This is a genomic window from Shouchella oshimensis (assembly GCF_004375095.1).
GTDB classification, from domain to species: domain Bacteria; phylum Bacillota; class Bacilli; order Bacillales; family Bacillaceae_D; genus Shouchella; species Shouchella oshimensis.
Window position 1 is genome coordinate 714,084 of sequence record NZ_SNUX01000001.1, and the last position, 16,075, is coordinate 730,158.

The following is a 16,075-nucleotide window of genomic DNA, read 5'->3' on the forward strand; positions in this document are numbered from 1 at the left end:
TACTTATTGTTCAGAGTCGTACTCAAAGGTGAGTTTCACATTTCCTTTACCACCGTTTTCCACCAACCAACGGCTCTCTGTAGATAAAATCAAATGCTACTTTCCTTCTCAACGTGTTGTGCTATTAAATTTTCATAATGCCGCCAGTATTTGCGGATGTCACAAGCTTTGAATAGCGAGCGAGGTATCCTTTTTTCACTTTTGGTTCTGGCTCTACCCAACCTTCTCGTCTTCGGGCTAATTCTTCTTCCGTTATATCCCAATCAATGGTTCGATCAATTAAATTAATTGTAATTCGATCTCCATCCTCTACAAAAGCAATTGGTCCACCCTCAGCAGCCTCTGGTGAGATATGTCCAATTGAAATGCCTCTCGAAGCACCTGAAAAACGGCCATCTGTCATTAAAGCGACTTTTGTGCCTAAGCCTCTTCCTTGTATCGCTGAAGTGGGTGCAAGCATTTCTGGCATTCCAGGACCACCTTTAGGACCTTCGTAACGAATGACGACAACGTGGCCCTCTCGTACTTTCCCTTTGTTGATTTGCTCCTGAGCTTCTTCTTGTGAGTTAAAACAAATCGCTTCCCCATCAAAAATTCTAATGGATGGGTCAACAGCACCTACTTTTATAACGGCCCCATCTGGAGCAATATTACCATAAAGAATTGATAAGCCACCTACAGGACTATATGCTGTTTCTTTCGTTCGAATGACATCGGTATTCGTAATTTCGGCATGAGCCACTGTGTCATAAAGAGACCTTCCTGTTATCGTTAGTCGATCTCCTTTGATAGCACCCATGTGAATTAATTCTTTGATAATGGAGGCGACACCTCCAGCTTTATGCACATCATCCATCGAGTAATCAGAAGCAGGACTAATTTTGCACAAATACGGAACTCGTTCCGCCACCTCGTTAATTCGAGTTAAGTCATATTCTATTTCTGCTTCATTGGCAATTGCCAATGTGTGTAACACAGTATTCGTCGATCCACCCATTGCCATATCGAGGGCAAATGCATCGTCAATGGTTTCTTCTGTGACAATATCTCGTGGTCGAATATCCTTTTCAATTAAATTCATTAGATGCTTCGCTGCATCTTTTATTAAATCATGTCTCCCTTGCGATGTAGCAACAAGTGTACCATTTCCTGGTAACGCAAGACCAAGCATTTCCATTAACGAATTCATGGAATTGGCTGTAAACATTCCAGAACAAGAGCCACACGTTGGGCAAGCTTGTTGTTCGATTTCTAGTAACTCTTCCCTTGTCATTTTTCCTGACGCAAATGCGCCCACGCCTTCAAATACGGAAACAAGAGATAAACTTTGTCCATCCTTTGTTCTTCCTGCCTCCATTGGGCCACCAGAAACAAAAACCGATGGAACATTCGTCCGTACAGATGCCATTAACATACCTGGCGTTATTTTGTCGCAATTTGGAATATAGAAAACACCGTCAAACCAATGTGCGTTAATTACTGTTTCTGCTGCGTCGCAAATAATTTCTCGACTTGGGAGTGAATACCTCATCCCAATATGCCCCATTGCGATTCCATCATCTACACCTATTGTATTAAATTCAAACGGAATCCCTCCGGCATCAATAATCGCTTGCTTCGCTACTTCTGCAAACTTATTTAGATGCATGTGCCCAGGAATGATATCAATATAGGAATTACAAACACCGATAAACGGCTTATCCATATCTTCCTCACTTACACCTGCTGCACGAAGAAGACTCCTATGAGGTGCGCGATCAATTCCTTTCTTGATCATGTCGCTTCTCACATCAATCTCCCCTTATTAAATAGTTATTTCTTGTGAATAAGAACATCCACCTGAGAAATACATCTGTTTTTTGTTTAACTATTATTGAAACTTACTATACGCGTCTTCAATTTTAAGGTCAACCTTTTTTTGAAAAGAAATTTAATCTTTCTGTCATTTGAATACGCTTACAGTCTCAAGGGATTAAGGATTCAACCCTAAAAAAATCTTTTTTGAAAAAGGCTATAAATTTCTGAAAAACGGGGATAGTAAAAAAAGGTGGTGATTTGATGCAAGCAAACTATAATAAGAGAAAAAACAAATTTGCTCCCTTATCCTTTCTAGTCAATCTATTTAAACCTGTAAACCGTCCTTCTCTCATTCTCGTTACCAATCATTGGAACGAATGCAAAAACGAGTCCCAACGACTACTTTGCCGCACGTTAAGAGAAAACGGCTTGTACGCTTCACCCGATTTTTTTGTAGGCAACATTCTTATTCATGTTGCATTGGTACCTTACCGAATTGCATTCTTGAAAAAACAAGATACCATCCAAAGAAAGAAAATAATTCGCTCGTTACAGCGTAAAGGATGGACCGTTTATTTCATTTCTGATGAAAAACTTAAAGAAGATGTAAACACTTTTTTATACACGTTTACTAAAGAGACTCAAAGCCTTAAAAACGCCTCCCCCCAATAAATATAGGCGTTTTTTTGTTTTGTCTTTCTCATAGTTCTCTACTCAAAGGAATACATTGTAAGAAGCTTTTGAAAGGAGCGTGCTATGCTATTTTTAAAAGATCATCCGAGCTTACAAGGATTTGAGATTGGCGCATTTTCGTATGGATCAACACTTGATATATTACATTTAGTTCCAGATGTGACATTAAAAATCGGGAATTACTGCTCATTTGCTGCAGGTGTAAGGATTCTTCTAGGTGCGGACCATCAAGTAGACTGGATTACCACTTACCCATTTAACGTTTTCTATCCTACTATATCAACAACAACTGAACACCCAACGAGTAAAGGTGATATTGTTGTTGGTAATGATGTTTGGGTAGCGAGCGGAGCTGTCCTTTTATCAGGCATTACGATCGGTGATGGCGCGATTATTGCTGCCAATGCCGTTGTCAGCAAAGATGTCCCACCCTACTGCATTGTAGGTGGAAACCCAGCAAAACCTATTAAATACAGGTTTACAGAGGAACAGCGAGATCAACTTTTACAAATAAAGTGGTGGAATTGGCCAGAGGATGAGGTCATTCAACTATCGCCTGTTTTGCAATCTGGTGATATCGACCAATTAGTCACTTATGCAAAAAAGCGATCGACGTGAAATGAGTGATATGAATCTAAAAAAAACAATTAGTTTTATTTGTTGTGTTACTAATGAGGCGTTGTTTAAGCGATGCTGCGCACATATCGAACAACTCTATATGCCTTCTGGTTATCAGAGTGAGATTGTACCCGTTCGTGGTGCTGTCAGTATGACCGCTGGTTACAATTCTGGTATGAACCAAGCAGTAGGACAATACAAAGTGTATTTACATCAAGATAGTTTTATTTTGAACCAATCTTTTCTATACGACCTGCTTTTTATATTTCAGAATAATAAAAACCTCGGCTTATTTGGTGTCATCGGCACTCGGAAATTGCCATTTCATGGGATGTGGTGGCTAAGTGACTATAAGTTTAAAGTCGGAAAAATTATCGAAGTTCGTGATACATTTAAGCAAACCATCTTTGTGGACACAACGTATATGTATGAAAAAGTTGCTTGTATCGATGGTCTTTTAATGGTGACACAGTATGACCTAACTTGGCCAGAGGAAGCCATTACAGGCTGGCATTTTTATGACACTGCCCAATCCTTGCAATATGCAAAAGAAGGATATGATGTTGGCGTAGCACATCAGTCAAGTCCTTGGGTCATTCACTATTGCGAATCCTCAACAATGAAAGGCTATTATGAAGCGTTACCAGCTTTTCAGCAGTGGCGGAAACAATTAACATAATCGTTGCAGTCGTTCATCAGCAGTTGATTCTACGTTTTATACTAAAAAAACCCTCTTACTTGGAAGAGGGTTTTCATTATGTACACATATAAGCGTCCCAGGAGAGATTCGAACTCCCGACCGACGGCTTAGAAGGCCGTTGCTCTATCCTGCTGAGCTACTGGGACAATGGAGCGGGTGATGGGAATCGAACCCACATCATCAGCTTGGAAGGCTGAGGTTTTACCACTAAACTACACCCGCATGGTTTCATTACTATCGCATGTCTCTAATCGTTCCAGACTATTATGTAATGCTTCTAAACAGCGCCGCAAGAACTAATTGCGACGCTTATAAATATACACGATTAAAGTTAAAGTGTCAACTAGTAAACAGAAATTTGTCTAGCTATATTTAGAAACGAGCTTGTAACTCTTCAATGGGACTTCCATTCATTGTGAAGTAGTCAATGCTTATTTTGTCTTCGGATAATTCAATCATGCAATACGAGCCTTCAAATGGACCTTTAGGTAATCGAAGACTACCTGGGTTAATGGTAATCACGTTATCAACTCTCTGTACTTTCGGAATGTGGGTATGACCATAAATCGCAATAGAGGCACCATTGTCTTGGGCTTTACGCACAAGCTCGCTCAAGGAGCTTTTTACACCTTCGTAATGTCCATGGGTCAATTGAATGCGATGCTTACCTAGATCAAGGATCTCTTCTGATGGAAAAGAAGCGAATACATCACAATTTCCTGCTACCGTTTTAACATCCATTAGGGCATTCGTATCCTCTGCTAATTCAGAATCTCCTGCATGAAGAATGAGGTCAACTTGACTTCTGAGAGGGTTTAAAAAGGAAACTAGTTCTTCTTTCCACCCATGTGTATCACTTAAAACAAGGATCTTCATGTTTATTCTCCTATCAAATAGTTGTTTAACTGCTCTATCGCTCTTGCACGATGACTGATTTCATTTTTTTCCTCAAGAGATAACTGCGCCATCGTTTTAGTGGTTTGACCAACATAAAAAATAGGATCGTAGCCAAATCCATTCTCTCCTATTTGTTTATGGGAGATAAAGCCTTCGCACTGCCCTTCAAAGAAAATGGTTTTCTTATCGGGACTGGCTAGAGCGATAGTACACACAAACCGGGCTGTTCGGTCTTGTTCAGCCACTCCTCTTAAATCTTCAAGTACTTTTTTCATATTAGCTTGATCGTTTTTCTCTTCGCCTGCATAACGAGCAGAAAATACCCCGGGTCTTCCATTTAGCGCGTCAATGACTAATCCAGAGTCATCGGCAACAACGGTTTCATTCAGCGCCTTTGACAGCACTTCAGCTTTTTTCTGTGCATTATCTTGAAATGTTTGGCCATCTTCTATAATGTCAGGAATGTGAGGATAATCTAAAAGTGATTTTACTTCATACATACCCTGAAATAGCTTTTTAAAATCTTCTACTTTCCCTTTATTCGCCGTTGCAATTAGTAGTTCTTTCATGGTCAGTTCCCTCTTTTCCTTAAGTAAGCTCACCAATAATGCTTTTCTGTGCTTCTATTAGCTGTTTTATGCCTTCTTCTGCGAGATCTAGCAACTCATTTAATTGTTCTCTACTAAAGACAGCTTCCTCTCCACTACCTTGTATCTCAACGAACGCTCCGTTACCAGTTTGTACAACGTTCATATCGACATCTGCCGTAGAATCTTCGCTGTAATCTAAGTCACACAAAGCTCCTTTACCTTGCACTATTCCAACAGACACAGCAGCAAGGTAGTCTTTAACAAGACGCTTTTCAGCACCCTCCGTCTTCTGTAACGCAAGTACCATTGCAACAAATGCACCCGTTATTGCAGCTGTCCGAGTACCTCCATCAGCTTGAATTACGTCACAATCAATCCAGATTGTTTTTTCACCAAGCTTGTCCAAATCAACAACTGCTCGCAAACACCTACCAATTAAACGCTGAATTTCCATTGTTCGTCCGCTAAGCTTTCCTTTAGCTGCTTCTCGGATCGTTCGTTGTTCAGTCGCTCTTGGTAACATCGCATATTCAGCTGTGAGCCATCCCTTTTTTTGTCCTCGTAAAAAAGGAGGCACTTTATTTTCTATCGTTGCTGTACAAATCACCTTCGTTTCACCGACTGTAATAAGAACGGATCCTTCTGCGTGCTTTGTAAAATTCGGGACAATCTCAATTGGTCGAATTTGCTTATGGTTTCTGTCATTGTGTCTCATGTATGTTTACCCCTCTTCTTATCAAGAAGATTTTCTCTTTATCGTCGTATAGTATAACATAATAAAAAGAGCACCTGTAAGGACAGGTGCTCAATTCTTATAATGGATTTTTATTAATATGTGCGGGTCTTTGAATTGTCTCTACAGCTTCACCAGATTCAGAAAAGACATTCTCTTTACCATTGACGAGAATTGAAATTTTTTCTACATCGTTTCGTTCTGTTAAAGAGAGCGCAATAGACTCAATGATGGACTGCTCAATATAGGATTGGTCGCCAACCATCGTTTGAATGGCTTCATTAAAATCTAGAACGAGTTCTCCATCTTTAATTTCTGGATCGTTTAGCAACATCATATCGTCATTCATTTCTGTAAGCAGTGTTCGCATTTGTAAAGACGGACCGTCAATTAACTCATTTACAACAGTAGCAATCTCATTATCCGCATCTGCAACTCTTCGTGTCACCGGAACATAATAGGTTTCGTTTTCATGAGACCCTAAGAAATAAACGGTTACATCTTGACTATTTGTAAAGTCCACGACATTGCTATAGTCTAAATTTATACCGTCTTCACGACTGAAATTCCCAACGATAGGTGTTTCACTCATCGGTAACTGTTCTAACTCTACCCCATTGACTTCAATTTTCACTTCATCAACATCGTCAAATTGTGTTAATGTCCATGTTACAGCTTCAAACATGCCCTTCTCATCTGCCACATTGTATTCTTCGAACTCATTCGAAAAATTAGCAACAGCAATTTTATCTTCTTTTAAATGATTCACATCTACAGTAGTTCCAGCAGGTAAGACAGCTCTAAATCCACTTGGTAATACATCTTGAAGTGGGCCATCAGCAACAAGATATTCTAACGATTGTTTCATTGTGCTATCTGTTTTAGGAAGTTCAATTGTTTGTGGTACGACCATACCATTACTATCGAACAAATAAAGTTGGCGCAGGTTTTGTGCTTCTGGATCTTGATCAGGAGTTGGCTCAGCATCTGCATCCTCGTCTTCATCTGTATTCTTATTTTCTTCCGCACCCTTTTCCTCTTCCGAACCTTCTTCATCTGCTTCACTCAAGGAAGGATCCGTTTCTTCCGTTTCGTTTGTGTATGTGATTTCTGGATCATCTAAACTTACAGGTTCATCTGCTCCAGTTGAACACCCTACCGCTAATGTAAGTGTGACAATAAGTGGCGCACTGATTCCAATTAATTTCCGCATTGCTTTCCCTCCCAGAATGGTTGTACTTCCATGTATACGAGCCTACTATTTGGTTTAGACCAGCTTGTTCAAAGAAAATAAAAAAACGCTCTTTAAAAGAGCGTTTTTTTTCAACCAATTTTTTAAAAAGCATCTACGAACGTACCGGAAGCTTCTCCCCTAATACGTCTAGGCGTTCTTGATGCTGTTCTGGTGAGAGCTGCTGTTCCTTAACATATAAATTTCTCGGATGCACACGACATTCAGGTGTACAGCCACGCAAATATTTATGTTCATTTGCTTCTGAAGCAAGAATCTGTTTATTGCATTCTGGGTTTGCACAATTTACATAGCGTTCACAGGGCTCTCCATCAAAATAATCTTTTCCAATTACCTTCGGATCAACTTGATTAATCGGAACCGTTAATCGTTCATCAAAAACGTAGCACTGTCCATCCCATAATTCACCTTGTACTTCTGGATCTTTTCCGTATGTCACAATTCCACCATGAAGTTGAGATACATCCTCAAAGCCCTCTTGTTTTAACCATCCAGAAAATTTTTCACAGCGAATGCCGCCAGTACAGTATGTTAAAATCTTTTTGTCTTCAAATTGCTCTTTGTTTTCACGAATCCATTCTGGGAGATCTCTAAATGTTTTAATATCTGGTCGAACCGCACCTCGAAAATGACCGACATCGTATTCATAATCATTTCGAGCATCAATAACTACCGTATTCTCCTGCTGCATCGCTTCTTTCCACTCAGCAGGGGAAAGATACTTCCCTGTTACTTCAAGGGGATTAACGTCATCTTCATGCAATCGCAACGTTACAAGTTCTTCTCGTGGTCGTACGTGCATTTTCTTAAAGACATGTTTTTCTTCAAGATCCTCTTTAAACACAATACCTTTAAAGATCGGATTGGATTCAAGGGCTTGTTTGTACTGGTCGGTTTGCTCTTTTAAGCCAGATACCGTTCCATTAATTCCTTCAGTCGCAACAAGAATGCGCCCTTTCAAATCTAAGCTTTTACAAAACGCTAAATGATCAATCGCGAATTGCTCTGGGTCTTCAATTGTTGTGTAATGATAGTACAACAATACGCGGTATTCTTTTTCCATGTTCACCTATCTCCTTATATTTGCAAGATACAATTTGCAGGTGGCATACCTCAATAATTACATCTGTGCTACTTTTATTCCACTCCATATTATACAAAAATATCATCAAATGTCTAGCGTGCAAAAAAAAGCTGTCCCGTCAAGGTTTAGAAGAAACCTTACAGGACAGCATCTACTGAATTTATTTATTCAACGCCGAAAAACGCTTCTGCTTTCTTTAAGTACTTTTCGTCTTCAGGTGCCATTTCATATTCCTCAACAATCGCATCTACAGGGCAGACACCTTGGCAAGCACCACAATCGATGCAAATGTCAGGGTTAATATAGTATTGATCTTCCCCTTCTTCAATACAATCTACAGGACAAACATCAACACATTCGCCCGCTTTTTCACCAATACATGGACTTAAAATTACAAAAGCCATTCTTTGTTACACTCCTTTGTATAAAACCGAAGCTTGTTTACTTCAAATTTTGTAGTTCATTATAGTACTAGCATACACTCGATTCCAAAAAACTTAAAGTATTTCACTCAAAATCTTTCCTTATTTATACCCTAACGCTCTAGTTTTAAACGGTGGTCAAGTGTAATGGACTCGATTTTAGCAGACAACAGGTTAAACCGATCCTGGGCAAACGCTTTAAAAGTCTTTGCTTCACCTGTAGTAAAGAACCTGTGCTGAGGCATTTGGCCTGCTTTTCGGTTTAACGAGTGGTGAAACAGCACGCTACTTACTTCTCTAGCTGTTTCTTCTCCGGAAGAAATAACTGTTACATGAGAGGGTAGGTAGTGTTCAATGATAGGCTTTAGCAACGGATAGTGTGTACACCCTAAGATTAGTGTGTCATAAGTTCCATTTTGTAGCGGCTCAAGGGATTCTTTTACGATTAATTCTGCCTCTTCGCCTGCGATGATCCCCTGTTCTACGAGTGGAACGAATAGTGGACAGGCTAGACTTTCCACCTGAACGTCTTCACTTATGGATGAAAGAGCTAAAGAGTACGCTTGACTCTTTATTGTTCCAGTTGTTCCAATAACAGCAATCTGTTGATTATTTGTCACTTTCATAGCAGTAATCGCCCCTGGTTGAATAACACCAACTACAGGGATAGCTAACGTTTGTCTTGCTTCATGCAACACAACAGCCGTAGCAGTATTACAGGCAATAACAATCATTTTCACTTCAAATGTCAATAAATGGTCAATCATTTCCCACGTATAGCGTCGGACTTCTTCAACGGATCTCGGACCATAGGGGCAACGTTTTGAGTCGCCTACATAATAAATGGCCTCCTTTGGTAATTGACGCATCAATTCCGTAGCAACCGTTAATCCACCGTACCCCGAGTCGATAACACCGATCGGTTTATCCATAACGTTCTCTCCTCAATAAAACTAGCACTTTTACAAGATTATGATCGAATTTCTCGTTTTGTTTTCATTGTTTCTAACAACATGCTCAAATTTTCTTCGAGTATGTTAACTTGTTCACATGAGAAATCTTCAAGCATCTCAGCTAAATAGTGTTGACGCTTTTTTATCACTTCTAAAATAATCTCTTGCCCTTTAGTCTTTAAATGTATTCGTACCACACGTCGGTCGGATTCATCTTTAACCCTTGATACGAGCTCATTCTTTTCCATACGATCAATTAAATCAGTTGTGGTACTACAAGCGAGGTGCATGCGATCAGAAAGTTCACCTATGGTCATATCACCATATTCATTGAGCCATTGGAGTGCGACAAATTGTGGTGGAGTAATAGGAAAATGCGTTAAAATCTCCCTTCCTTTTTGTCTCACTAAATCTGCTACTTTTCGTAGAGACTTTTCAATATCCTCAAACTGGCGATAAGATACCTCATACGTTTTTTCCAACCAAAACACCTCCGCATTTAATCAAAACCGTGCCTCTTTTGTTCTTATTGTACCTAACTATTTCCTATTCCTGCAACCGATACTTCTAACAATTTGAAGGCAGTTTTTGCTACATTCTCTAACTAGACTGGGCAACAACGTGTAACCAAAAAAATTGAGAGAATGCGTTATCATTCTCTCAACCTTTTTAAGCCTATAGCGCCGCTTACCGAATAATTTTTTTATTGGTAATGCTTCTTAACTAAGTTTTCTACTGCTTCAGATGTACTCTCAAGCAAGGCACTCTGAGCAAAAGCACTTAACTCTTCTTTAGAAAGCTTACTTAGCTGACTACGGGCTGGTAATACAGACGTCGCACTCATACTAAATTCATCTAATCCAAGACCTAGCAACAACGGAATGGCAATTTCATCCCCTGCCATTTCACCACACATACCAACCCATTTTCCTTCTGCATGGGCTGCCTTAATAACCATATCAATGAGCCTTAGCACAGCAGGGTGATAAGGTTGATAGAGATAGGACACACGTTCATTCATGCGATCCGCAGCCATTGTGTACTGAATTAAGTCATTTGTTCCAATACTAAAGAAATCAACTTCTTTCGCGAATTGTGGTGATGCTACAGCAGTGGAAGGGATTTCTACCATAATTCCTACTTCCAGTTCTTCTGATACTGTTACACCCTCTGCTTTTAGCTTTTCTTTCTCATCAGCTAAAATTTCTTTCGCTTCACGAAGCTCTTCGATTGTCGCAATCATCGGGAACATGATCTTTAAATTTCCGTATGCGCTAGCTCTTAAAAGCGCACGCAATTGATCACGAAACATGTCTTGTTTTTCTAAACAAAGACGAATCGCACGGAATCCTAAAAACGGATTCATTTCTTCTGGTAAATCAAGATACGGGAGCTCTTTGTCGCCACCAATGTCGAGTGTGCGAATAACAACAGGCTTTCCTTCCATTCGTTCAACCACTTCTTTATACGCTTCAAACTGCTCTTCTTCACTAGGAAGCTCTGTTCGTCCCATATAAAGAAACTCTGTACGATAAAGACCAATGCCTTCTGCCCCATTTGCAAGTACACCGTCTAAGTCTTGAGGAGTACCAATATTGGCTGCTAATTCAACATGTACACCGTCTTTTGTAACGGTTTTTTCGTTAACAAGCTTAGCCCACTCAGCTTTCTGCGCAGCAAATTGTTGTTGTTTTTGCTTATAAGTAGCGAGTTCCTCTTCTGATGGGTTAATTAAAACATCACCATCAATCCCATCAACGATAATCATATCGCCATTGGCAATGGTTTTCGTCGCTTGTTTTGTTCCAACCACTGCTGGAATTTCTAAAGAACGAGACATAATCGCAGAATGGGACGTACGGCCACCAATATCAGTTGCAAATCCTTTAATGACAGCTGGGTTTAATTGCGCCGTATCTGATGGCGTTAAATCATGGGCAATAATAACAGTATCTTCGGCGATTGCCGCTAATGATACCACTTGTATCCCCATTAAATGACCTAATACACGACGAGATACGTCGCGAATATCCGCAGCACGTTCTTGCATATATGCATTATCCATGTTTTCGAACATTGTAATAAACATATCCGCAACTTCGTTTAATGCATATTCAGCTGTAACACCATCGTCATTAATTTTTCCTTTTACAGAATCAATTAATTCAGGGTCGCTTAATACAAGTAAGTGGGCAGAAAAAATCTCAGCTTTGTCTTCGCCAAGTTCTTTTAATGCCTTTTGTTTGATTTCTTCTAGTTCTTTTGTAGATTGTGCTAACGCTTCCGTTAAACGTTCTACTTCTTTCTCTTTGTTCGATGCTTCTTTTTGCTTAACCGTAAAGTCTGGTTCTTCATGAACAAAAGCTTTAGCAATCGCGATTCCTGCAGAAGCAGCGATTCCTGTTAGTGTGTTACTCATTATTCTCCTAATCCCTCTTTTACAACTTCTTCAATTGCTGCTAGTGCTTCATCAGCGTCTGAACCTTCAGCTTTAATTGTTACATCAGCACCTTGGCCAACACCTAAAGACATTACGCCCATGATGGATTTTAAGTTAACAGACTTTCCTTTGTACTCTAATGTAATATCAGAAGAGAATTGACCTGCTTTGTTCACTAACTGTGTTGCTGGACGAGCGTGAATTCCTGTTTCCGCTGTAATTTTAAATGTTTTTTCTGGCATAATAAGTTCCTCTTTTCTATAGAATAATTTAGTTGTGTCCGATTTTTGATCTTTCTCAACCATACCCGGTATGAGAAATAACTAACATCTTGTTTCATTAAAAAATCTAAAACCTCATTCAAGCTAGATCTTTGTTTAAAACATCGTCATTATAGCATGCCCCATTTCCCCTTTCAACACAAAAGAATCCTTATTTCTTTGTATTTAGACCAAATCCGACAACAAATGCTCACAAGCATATTTCGACATCTTGTTTTAGAAGTTTTTTCATGAACGCTCACATCTTCCATTCTTCATACATATACTGTTTTGACTAAAGCCTTTCTGGTTACGATAGCCATCTCTTAGCCCGGCATGAAGGAGTGAACATATTGAAAGGAGCAGACTTCGGACCTAAACCCTTGCTTACAAAAAGGGAACGCGAAGTATTCGAACTACTTGTCCAAGATCAAACGACAAAAGAAATAGCGAATCATCTTTTTATTAGCGAAAAAACCGTTCGTAATCACATTTCGAACACAATGCAGAAATTGGGAGTAAAGGGGCGCTCTCAAGCAGTAATTGAGCTTATTCGACTTGGAGAAATTCAAATATAAAAAAAGCCTGCAAAGGGCTTTTTTTATGTGCGCATTTTTTCCTCAATAGATTTCTGAAAAGGTGATGCCTTCCCTGTCTTTCCATCAATTTGGACAAGTGAACCACGACCAAGCAAAACCGGTCGATCGTTTACTACACCCAGATAATGTAGATCCATTGACGATGTCCCCAGTCTATGTACTTTTACACCGACCTTCACTTGATCTCCATATTGGATTTGCGCAACATAATCACACTGCAAGTCTGCAGTAACAATCATTAACCCATTGTTTAACCATTCTTTCATTAGCCCCTTGTTTTCAAAAAAAGCTAAACGTGCTTGCTCAAAATAAATAAAGGCAACCGTATTATTAACATGGCCAAATGCATCTGTTTCCGAAAAACGGACGGAGATGTCTGTAAAGAAAGCAAATTCTTTTTTCCAGTCTTCTAAATTCTCAATATATCCTGGTAACCGCAAAAGTATCGCTCCTTTTGATAAAAAAAAGACTGCCTAAAAGACAGCCTTTTTCGAGTTTTAATAACTACCGAAGAAATTTTTAAACGATTGAAGCGCCGTTGCACGGTTCAATGAAGCAATAGATGTTGTCAACGGAATACCTTTTGGACATGACTGCACACAGTTTTGTGAGTTTCCACAGTTTAAAAGTCCCCCTTCATCCATTAATGCTTCAAGTCTTTCTTCTTTATTCATTTCGCCCGTTGGGTGGGCATTAAATAAACGAACTTGCGACAATGCTGCTGGCCCGATAAACTCTGACTTTGAGTTTACATTTGGACAAGACTCTAAGCAAACACCACACGTCATACATTTTGAAAGTTCATACGCCCACTGACGACGTTTTTCAGGCATTCTCGGCCCTGGACCTAAATCGTACGTCCCATCGACTGGAATCCACGCTTTTACTTTCTTTAGAGAGTCAAACATGCGGCTACGATCGACCATTAAATCTCGCACGATTGGGAAAGTACGCATTGGCTCTAGGCGTATCGGCTGTTCTAGTTTATCTATTAAAGCTGTACACGATTGTTGAGGCTTGCCGTTAATGACCATCGAACAGGCTCCACACACTTCTTCTAAACAGTTCATATCCCACGCTACAGGAGTTGTACGCTCACCTTTCGCGTTAACTGGGTTACGTCGAATTTCCATTAAGCAAGAGATGACATTAAGGTTTGGGCGATAAGGAAGTTTAAATTCTTCATCGTAAACACTACCGTCTGGACCGTCTTGTCTCGAAATAATTATCGAAATCATGTCACTCATTTCGCTTCAGCTCCTTTACTTTTTTGTGTATAGTCACGTTTCCGCGGTTTAATAAGTGACGTATCAACTTCTTCATATTCAAAATCAGGAGCTCCTGTTGCTGGATTATACCAAGCTTTTGTTGTTTTCAAGAACTCTTCATCGTTACGCTCAGGGAAATCTGGTTTGTAGTGAGCACCGCGACTTTCATTACGATTGTAAGCCCCAATTGTAATAACTCTTGCCAGATTTAACATTCCTTCTAACTGACGTGTAAAGGATGCTCCTTGATTTGACCAGCGAGATGTGTCGTTAATGTTAATGTTTTTAAAGCGCTCCATTAGTTCTTGAATCTTTTCATCGGTTTTTAAAAGCTTATCGTTGTAACGAACAACAGTTACGTTATCCGTCATCCATTCGCCCAACTCTTTATGAAGAACGTAAGCATTTTCTTTTCCGTCCATCTTTAGAATCGAATCAAACTTATCTTGTTCTTTTTTCACTTCTCCTTCAAATAATGAAGAAGATAAGTCTTCTGCTGCTTGATCTAATCCGTTAATATAGTCAAGTGCTTTTGGTCCTGCCACCATACCACCGTAAATAGCAGATAGTAAGGAGTTTGCGCCTAAACGGTTTGCACCGTGCTGAGAGTAGTCACACTCACCAGCTGCGAATAGTCCAGGAATATTTGTCATTTGATCATAATCAACCCACATACCACCCATTGAATAGTGAACAGCAGGGAAAATTTTCATTGGTACTTTACGAGGATCATCACCCATGAATTTTTCATAGATTTCAATGATGCCACCTAATTTAATATCAAGTTCTTTTGGATCTTTGTGGGAAAGATCAAGGTACACCATGTTTTCCCCATTAATGCCAAGACCTTCATCAACACATACATGGAAGATCTCACGTGTCGCTATATCACGAGGAACAAGGTTGCCATAAGCCGGATATTTTTCTTCTAAGAAATACCATGGCTTTCCATCTTTATACGTCCAAACTCGTCCACCCTCACCACGTGCTGACTCACTCATCAGACGTAATTTGTCGTCTCCTGGAATCGCTGTTGGATGGATTTGAATAAATTCACCATTTGCGTAGGCTACGCCTTGCTCATACAACTTCGCTGCTGCATAGCCTGTATTGATCATGGAATTCGTCGATTTTCCGAAGATAATTCCCGGTCCACCTGTTGCCATAATGACAGCATCAGCTGGAAAACTTCTAATCTCGGCAGAATTTAATTCTTGTGCTGTTAAGCCACGACAAACACCGTCATCAATAATGGCCGATAAAAACTCCCAACCTTCGTATTTCGTTACGAGACCTTGTACTTCATAACGTCGAACTTGTTCATCTAATGCATATAGTAACTGCTGACCAGTTGTTGCACCAGCAAAGGCTGTTCGATGATGCTGTGTTCCACCAAAACGACGAAAATCAAGCAATCCTTCTGGCGTTCTGTTAAACATGACGCCCATTCGGTCCATTAAATGGATAATCGATGGTGCTGCGTCTGCCATCGCTTGTACTGGAGGTTGGTTTGCTAAGAAATCCCCACCATAGACTGTATCATCGAAATGTAGTGCTGGAGAATCGCCTTCTCCTTTTGTATTTACCGCTCCGTTAATACCACCTTGGGCACAAACAGAGTGAGAACGTTTTACCGGTACAATCGAAAAAAGATCAACTGGAACCCCTTTTTCAGCGATTTTTATAGCAGCCATCAAGCCAGCTAAACCGCCGCCGACTACAGCTATTCTTCCTTTACTCATTTTCGTCCACTCCCTATACGTTGCAAG

18 protein-coding genes, 2 tRNA genes and 1 other annotated feature (1 of these 21 running past the window's edge) are annotated in these 16,075 nt (G+C 39.9%); of the genes, 4 read left to right on the top strand and 16 right to left on the bottom strand.

All coding sequences use genetic code 11. From position 1 onward, the window contains the following. Positions 1–121 (bottom strand) — a binding site (T-box leader) (it extends 104 nt beyond the left edge of the window). 3 nt (positions 122–124) lie between these two features. After that, the gene (gene ilvD / locus E2L03_RS03730) at positions 125–1,789 is read right to left on the bottom strand and encodes a dihydroxy-acid dehydratase (protein ID WP_134258584.1); all 1,665 of its coding nucleotides are present in this window, start codon (positions 1,787–1,789) and stop codon (positions 125–127) included. 269 nt (positions 1,790–2,058) lie between these two features. On the opposite strand from ilvD, the gene E2L03_RS03735 reads away from it, so the two are divergent. The 3 genes from E2L03_RS03735 (at position 2,059) to E2L03_RS03745 (ending at position 3,787) form a co-directional block, all read left to right on the top strand. Further along, the gene (locus E2L03_RS03735) at positions 2,059–2,469 is read left to right on the top strand and encodes a hypothetical protein (RefSeq protein WP_124742328.1); all 411 of its coding nucleotides are present in this window, start codon (positions 2,059–2,061) and stop codon (positions 2,467–2,469) included. A gap of 84 nt (positions 2,470–2,553) precedes the next feature. After that, entirely contained in the window at positions 2,554–3,108 is a 555-nt protein-coding gene (locus E2L03_RS20810) for a CatB-related O-acetyltransferase (RefSeq protein ID WP_038481704.1), read from the top strand. 10 nt (positions 3,109–3,118) lie between these two features. Beyond that, positions 3,119–3,787 carry a glycosyltransferase family protein gene (locus E2L03_RS03745; RefSeq protein ID WP_038485896.1) on the top strand — a complete coding sequence of 223 codons (669 nt, stop codon included), beginning with the start codon at positions 3,119–3,121 and terminating at the stop codon, positions 3,785–3,787. Positions 3,788–3,880: 93 nt separating this feature from the next. Here the strand turns inward: E2L03_RS03745 and E2L03_RS03750 are convergent. The 12 genes from E2L03_RS03750 to E2L03_RS03805 form a co-directional block, all read right to left on the bottom strand. Continuing rightward, positions 3,881–3,954: transfer RNA gene (locus E2L03_RS03750), tRNA-Arg, on the bottom strand. Positions 3,955–3,956: 2 nt separating this feature from the next. Continuing rightward, positions 3,957–4,030, bottom strand: a tRNA-Gly gene (locus tag E2L03_RS03755). Positions 4,031–4,180: 150 nt separating this feature from the next. After that, positions 4,181–4,684, bottom strand: coding sequence for a metallophosphoesterase family protein (locus E2L03_RS03760; RefSeq protein ID WP_038481707.1), 504 nt, complete (start codon positions 4,682–4,684; stop codon positions 4,181–4,183). Positions 4,685–4,686: 2 nt separating this feature from the next. Continuing rightward, complete coding sequence (locus E2L03_RS03765; RefSeq protein WP_038481710.1) at positions 4,687–5,274, bottom strand: XTP/dITP diphosphatase; 588 nt, start codon at positions 5,272–5,274, stop codon at positions 4,687–4,689. Between the two features lie 19 nt (positions 5,275–5,293). Further along, positions 5,294–6,010: a ribonuclease PH gene (gene rph, locus E2L03_RS03770; protein ID WP_038481713.1), complete on the bottom strand. Its 717-nt coding sequence runs from the start codon at positions 6,008–6,010 to the stop codon at positions 5,294–5,296. 97 nt (positions 6,011–6,107) lie between these two features. Further along, positions 6,108–7,241 (bottom strand): GerMN domain-containing protein, encoded by a 1,134-nt coding sequence (locus E2L03_RS03775; protein ID WP_134258585.1) that lies wholly within the window; start codon positions 7,239–7,241, stop codon positions 6,108–6,110. 133 nt (positions 7,242–7,374) lie between these two features. After that, complete coding sequence (gene trhO / locus E2L03_RS03780; RefSeq protein WP_038481719.1) at positions 7,375–8,343, bottom strand: oxygen-dependent tRNA uridine(34) hydroxylase TrhO; 969 nt, start codon at positions 8,341–8,343, stop codon at positions 7,375–7,377. Between the two features lie 185 nt (positions 8,344–8,528). Then, entirely contained in the window at positions 8,529–8,768 is a 240-nt protein-coding gene (fdxA, locus tag E2L03_RS03785) for a 4Fe-4S ferredoxin (protein ID WP_035398139.1), read from the bottom strand. 131 nt (positions 8,769–8,899) lie between these two features. Continuing rightward, positions 8,900–9,718, bottom strand: coding sequence for a glutamate racemase (racE, locus tag E2L03_RS03790; protein ID WP_134258586.1), 819 nt, complete (start codon positions 9,716–9,718; stop codon positions 8,900–8,902). A 38-nt stretch (positions 9,719–9,756) separates the two neighbouring features. Further along, a complete protein-coding gene (locus E2L03_RS03795; RefSeq protein WP_038481725.1) occupies positions 9,757–10,221 on the bottom strand; it encodes a MarR family winged helix-turn-helix transcriptional regulator in 465 nt (154 codons plus the stop codon). A 221-nt stretch (positions 10,222–10,442) separates the two neighbouring features. Beyond that, on the bottom strand, positions 10,443–12,158 hold the full coding sequence (gene ptsP / locus E2L03_RS03800; RefSeq protein ID WP_038481728.1) for a phosphoenolpyruvate--protein phosphotransferase: 1,716 nt from the start codon (positions 12,156–12,158) through the stop codon (positions 10,443–10,445). Further along, positions 12,158–12,421, bottom strand: coding sequence for a phosphocarrier protein HPr (locus E2L03_RS03805; RefSeq protein ID WP_035398136.1), 264 nt, complete (start codon positions 12,419–12,421; stop codon positions 12,158–12,160). Before E2L03_RS03805 ends, ptsP begins: the two co-directional genes overlap by 1 nt. 371 nt (positions 12,422–12,792) lie before the next feature. On the opposite strand from E2L03_RS03805, the gene E2L03_RS03810 reads away from it, so the two are divergent. Then, positions 12,793–13,017, top strand: a complete 225-nt coding sequence (locus tag E2L03_RS03810; protein WP_035398135.1) for a helix-turn-helix domain-containing protein — start codon at positions 12,793–12,795, stop codon at positions 13,015–13,017. 23 nt (positions 13,018–13,040) lie between these two features. Here E2L03_RS03810 and E2L03_RS03815 read toward each other — a convergent pair whose 3' ends face one another. The 3 genes from E2L03_RS03815 to sdhA are packed head-to-tail and all read right to left on the bottom strand — an operon-like array spanning position 13,041 to position 16,048. Continuing rightward, a complete protein-coding gene (locus E2L03_RS03815) occupies positions 13,041–13,478 on the bottom strand; it encodes an acyl-CoA thioesterase (protein WP_055736254.1) in 438 nt (145 codons plus the stop codon). A gap of 57 nt (positions 13,479–13,535) precedes the next feature. Beyond that, positions 13,536–14,285, bottom strand: coding sequence for a succinate dehydrogenase iron-sulfur subunit (gene sdhB / locus E2L03_RS03820; RefSeq protein ID WP_038481734.1), 750 nt, complete (start codon positions 14,283–14,285; stop codon positions 13,536–13,538). Then, positions 14,282–16,048 carry a succinate dehydrogenase flavoprotein subunit gene (sdhA, locus tag E2L03_RS03825; RefSeq protein WP_038481737.1) on the bottom strand — a complete coding sequence of 589 codons (1,767 nt, stop codon included), beginning with the start codon at positions 16,046–16,048 and terminating at the stop codon, positions 14,282–14,284. Before sdhA ends, sdhB begins: the two co-directional genes overlap by 4 nt. Positions 16,049–16,075 lie beyond the last annotated feature (27 nt).

Coding starts and splice junctions, on each gene's coding strand:
- E2L03_RS03735 (WP_124742328.1), top strand. CDS start 2,059: ATGCAAGCAAACTATAATAAGAGAAAAAACAAATTTGCTCCCTTATCC.
- E2L03_RS20810 (WP_038481704.1), top strand. CDS start 2,554: ATGCTATTTTTAAAAGATCATCCGAGCTTACAAGGATTTGAGATTGGC.
- E2L03_RS03745 (WP_038485896.1), top strand. CDS start 3,119: ATGAATCTAAAAAAAACAATTAGTTTTATTTGTTGTGTTACTAATGAG.
- E2L03_RS03760 (WP_038481707.1), bottom strand. CDS start 4,684: ATGAAGATCCTTGTTTTAAGTGATACACATGGGTGGAAAGAAGAACTA.
- E2L03_RS03765 (WP_038481710.1), bottom strand. CDS start 5,274: ATGAAAGAACTACTAATTGCAACGGCGAATAAAGGGAAAGTAGAAGAT.
- rph (WP_038481713.1), bottom strand. CDS start 6,010: ATGAGACACAATGACAGAAACCATAAGCAAATTCGACCAATTGAGATT.
- E2L03_RS03775 (WP_134258585.1), bottom strand. CDS start 7,241: ATGCGGAAATTAATTGGAATCAGTGCGCCACTTATTGTCACACTTACA.
- trhO (WP_038481719.1), bottom strand. CDS start 8,343: ATGGAAAAAGAATACCGCGTATTGTTGTACTATCATTACACAACAATT.
- fdxA (WP_035398139.1), bottom strand. CDS start 8,768: ATGGCTTTTGTAATTTTAAGTCCATGTATTGGTGAAAAAGCGGGCGAA.
- racE (WP_134258586.1), bottom strand. CDS start 9,718: ATGGATAAACCGATCGGTGTTATCGACTCGGGGTACGGTGGATTAACG.
- ptsP (WP_038481728.1), bottom strand. CDS start 12,158: ATGAGTAACACACTAACAGGAATCGCTGCTTCTGCAGGAATCGCGATT.
- E2L03_RS03805 (WP_035398136.1), bottom strand. CDS start 12,421: ATGCCAGAAAAAACATTTAAAATTACAGCGGAAACAGGAATTCACGCT.
- sdhB (WP_038481734.1), bottom strand. CDS start 14,285: ATGAGTGACATGATTTCGATAATTATTTCGAGACAAGACGGTCCAGAC.
- sdhA (WP_038481737.1), bottom strand. CDS start 16,048: ATGAGTAAAGGAAGAATAGCTGTAGTCGGCGGCGGTTTAGCTGGCTTG.